Genomic DNA, 2,865 nt, shown 5'->3' with positions numbered 1-2,865 from the left:
ATAAGAAGATCACTATCGATGCTCCAACTTCAATGTCACAAACAATGCAGTGGCCCATCTTCAATGACACAAACAACCATCAGCCCAACTTCGATGACAAGGGGCCCATCTTCACTGGCACAGGTCACGGTCATCCGCGAGCGCCAGGCCGCCGTCGACGCGTGAGTGTCACACTGTCACGCCCCCGCTGCAAGGGGGGCGTTGAGGGGTATCCGTCCAGGTCAGGGGTGCATTGCCGGGCGGCGTGACATGGGCCGTGACACCCACCGTGACAGCTACGCATCGCCCGACGGCTTCCGTATCCGGCGCAGCGCGCCGCGCAGTCCGCGGTTTCTGTAAGCCTGGTCGTGGCGGCAGGGACCGCAGTAGATGCCGTCTTCGGGTGGGACAGTGATGTCGGTGTACCAGTCCACCGGCGCGTCCACCAGCTGCTCGCAGTGCGGCGTCGCGCACTGCGGAACAGCCGGTGCTCTCTCTTTGTCCTCTTCGGCCTGCCACTGCTGCAGTTGCTGCTGCTGTTTGGCTTCACGTGCCGCCTGCTCAGCTTGCCAGCGGGCTTCGGCTGCGGCGCGGCGCTTCCTTGCCCGCTGCTGGTAGGCGGCCAGGGTGCGGGTGTCGGTGAGCGCGGTCAGCAGCGGCTCGAACTCCTGACCGCGCTCCTGCGCGACGCGCCGCCAGACGGGGCCGTGCGGGCCATGCTCCTGCAAGCGGTCCAAGGTGGTGAGCACGAGCGGGACCTTGTCGGTGAAGTCGAGATAGCCGTCGTCTTCCTGCGCGTACCAGCACTCGTCCGCTGCCCAGTACTCCCGGGTGAGGGCAGCGAGCTCCTGCATCCGGTTGTGCAGCGCGCGCGGGCCGGCGCCGGTGAACACGAACGCCAACGGCGGCCAGCCCGGCAAACCGGTCTCGGGATAGAGCGTCTCCCAGTACGGGACGGTGTCGGATTCCCCGGTCCGGCGCGAGGTCCAGGTGCTCGGCGTGCCCGGGTCGTTGACGCGGCGGCGGTAGCAGGCCGCGTAGGCGGCGAGCTTGTCCGCGACGCGCTCCACCGGCTCGGTGGCCCGATCAACCTCCACCATCAGCAGCGGCAGGCCGGCCTCCTTCGCGCGCAGCAACGCGTCCGCGCGCACGTTCTGCTTGCCCGAGGTGGCCAGCGCGTGGGGGACCTCGGTCCGCCACGAGGCGACGTCGCCGATGCCGCCCCGGCTGAACGCGACGATGGTGGCGTTCACGCCCATCGCGTGCGGCGCACCGCCGCGTCCCGCGCCCCTCGCGCGGCCGCCCATCTCTTCCGGGCCGCGCTCCAGCAGTCGCCCGGCCGCGTCCAGGCCGGCCGGGGTCAGGCCCCACAGCTTCTGCGACGGCTCCCCCGTCCGGTCCGGCGCCCCGAACCGACCCGCCGGGCCAGCCGTGTTCCCCTCCGAGACCACCTCACCGCGCGCCTCCAGGACCAGCAAGGCGTTGCGCATCACCTTGTTGTCCGTCAGGTGCGGGCGCACCAGGTTCAGGATCTGGGTGGCGGTGGCCACCTTCAGCACGCCCAACACCCGCAGCGCGTCCTTCTGATCCCTCACCGTCGATCGCGGCTTGGGCTTCGATTCGGTGCTCGCCATCTGGTGCTCCCCCGTGCAGCTGCTGCGGAAGCCTTCCATGGTCGCCTGCCGGTACGACAATCCGCCCCGGCCCCCTTTTCCCCGGCCGACGCATCAGCGGCGGCCACGCGGCCCGCGCAGGGCCCGCCGGAGGCCAAGGGAACGGCTTTCGAACCCTCGCGCCCGCCACCACCCAGCCACACCCGTCCCTTTCTCTTCGGGTGCAGCTAGGTGGTGGGGGGCAAGAGGGTTGTCGGGATTACCAGTGACGTGCGGACAAGGGGTCTGAACTGCGAAAACACCGGATCGCAGAGCGCGGCAGTCGGTAGCAGTCGCGGGTGCAGGAACGGTAGGAGCAGCGGGGGGAATCCCGGGTACCAGCCACTCGGACCTGCTGATCGGCAGTGTCATCACTTCCGCCGCCTGGTGCCGCTCACCGTGTCAGCCGGCGCTGCACTCCCGCTGCCGCCAGATCACCGCAGCCTGCCTGAACCCGTCCTGGAAGCGCCGCCGTTCGTCATCCCATCCATTGTGCACTTCACCGGCGACTCCAAGCCGGTCAACCACAGCGGCACCGGCGAGGCGGCCGCCGTCCCGCCCGCGAGGGGTGAGGAAGCAGAAACACCTCTCCCCTTCACAGGGAAGAGGTGTCGGCACGCGCCGCCCGGTTGCACTCCTGGCGTGACCAGGCCGGATGCGGTGCAACCGCGCTCCAGCGGTGAAACCGGCCGCGAAACCGCCGGTGAAACCCGCCGCGAAACCGCCGGTGAAACCCCTGGCGAAACCCACCGCGAAACCAGGCCCACCGCCGGAAGCCATCTATTCCCACCAGGGAACCTGCCGGGCTTCCACGATTCCATAGGTGTCCGTTTTCGCCCGTTCCAACCCCTTGCCCCGATGCTTTGACCACTTCCTTCCTGATACCTGGCTTTATCTACCGTTCCAAGCCCTTCCATTCCCATCTGGTGCGCACGGGTTCCGGTGCAAGCATGTGAGCAACCATCCGCCTGCCCCGGCCGCACCCCAGCGCCACGCTGTACCGCGTGCCCGGCCCTGTGACCTGCGGTAGTGATGTCCGTGGAACACCCGCTGGCCCGATCGCCGACCGGCGTTCCACCAGGAAATCGAACTAGAGTCGAACGATGGGGCGAGGTGGACGATGGCGGCGGTGTCGAAGGCGTCGTTGGGGTGGCCGACGTCGGCGCCGGTGTGCAGGAGAGCGTCGGTGTAGGAGTCGGTGGCGGCTGAGTAGTGGGCGAAGCCCCACTCCTGG

At 68.6% G+C, this 2,865-nt stretch carries 1 protein-coding gene; it reads right to left on the bottom strand.

Annotated elements, in window-relative coordinates:
- Nucleotides 1–275 precede the first annotated feature (275 nt).
- Nucleotides 276–1,613, bottom strand: coding sequence for a replication-relaxation family protein (locus tag QMK24_RS40955; RefSeq protein ID WP_283471998.1), 1,338 nt, complete (start codon nt 1,611–1,613; stop codon nt 276–278).
- Nucleotides 1,614–2,865 lie beyond the last annotated feature (1,252 nt).

Source organism: Streptomyces sp. PH10-H1 (assembly GCF_030063355.1).
In the GTDB taxonomy this organism is placed as follows: domain Bacteria; phylum Actinomycetota; class Actinomycetes; order Streptomycetales; family Streptomycetaceae; genus Actinacidiphila.
Note: the sequence above shows the minus strand (reverse complement) of the source record. Positions and strands in the feature narration are given on the sequence as shown.

What these genes read in the sequence shown, in the direction of transcription:
- QMK24_RS40955 (WP_283471998.1), bottom strand. Translation starts at nt 1,613, where the DNA reads ATGGCGAGCACCGAATCGAAGCCCAAGCCGCGATCGACGGTGAGGGAT.